The organism is Hymenobacter endophyticus, from assembly GCF_032464715.1.
GTDB lineage: Bacteria > Bacteroidota > Bacteroidia > Cytophagales > Hymenobacteraceae > Hymenobacter > Hymenobacter endophyticus.
This window is the reverse complement of sequence record NZ_JAWDJT010000039.1, coordinates 1-663: the sequence shown is the minus strand read 5'-3', so window position 1 is coordinate 663 and position 663 is coordinate 1. Positions and strand designations below refer to the sequence as shown.

The following is a 663-nucleotide window of genomic DNA, read 5'->3' as shown; positions in this document are numbered from 1 at the left end:
GTCGACCATGATGTTGACGGTGAAGACCCCGTCGCCACTCCGAGACCTCTCAAAGGTGATCCCATGCTCGTGGATCTTCTCGCCCGTCGCGAGCTTTCGCATTGCGGGGCGAGTCAACCTGGCAAACGTCTTGGCCATACCCCGCCCCTTCAGAATGGAATGTCATCGTCAGCGTCGACGGAATCGACCTTGAGGTGAGGCCTCGACGTCGAACGTTCATGCGATGAGGTTGGATCGGTTCTAGGCCAAGTCGGCAACGACTCATGCCCGACCCCGGTATCAGCGACGCGACAGAACGTCGCCCAATGCTCACGCAGTCTCTCGAAGACGAGCGAGTCCTCATCGACGGTCCATGTCCACTCCCTTGGCTGCCCCCTACGCTATGCCCCCCGCCAAAGGAAACCATTCTCGCGAATGAGCTTCCACCGCACCTGCTCCTCGTGACTCAGCAGGTGTGGGTAGCGCAGCGCGAGCTTGGCAAACCTGTCCGCGTCATCCACGTCCCAGAGAAATTCAGCCTCGTCATCGATCGTCGGCCCGCCGCTCGGATCCGAGGGGTCCGACTTGAGCACGTTGTCTGAGAGGCTCTTGACGATGGCCCACTCGATGTAGCTGGAAAGCGTCCTCCGGTGCAGTCGAGCCGCCAGTTCAGCCAGATACCTC

At 60.6% G+C, this 663-nt stretch carries 1 protein-coding gene; it reads right to left on the bottom strand.

The window, feature by feature from the left end:
- Positions 1-380: 380 nt before the first annotated feature.
- Positions 381-663 (bottom strand): hypothetical protein (locus ROI90_RS21110; protein WP_316000265.1); only part of this gene is annotated, 283 nt, incomplete at its 5' end.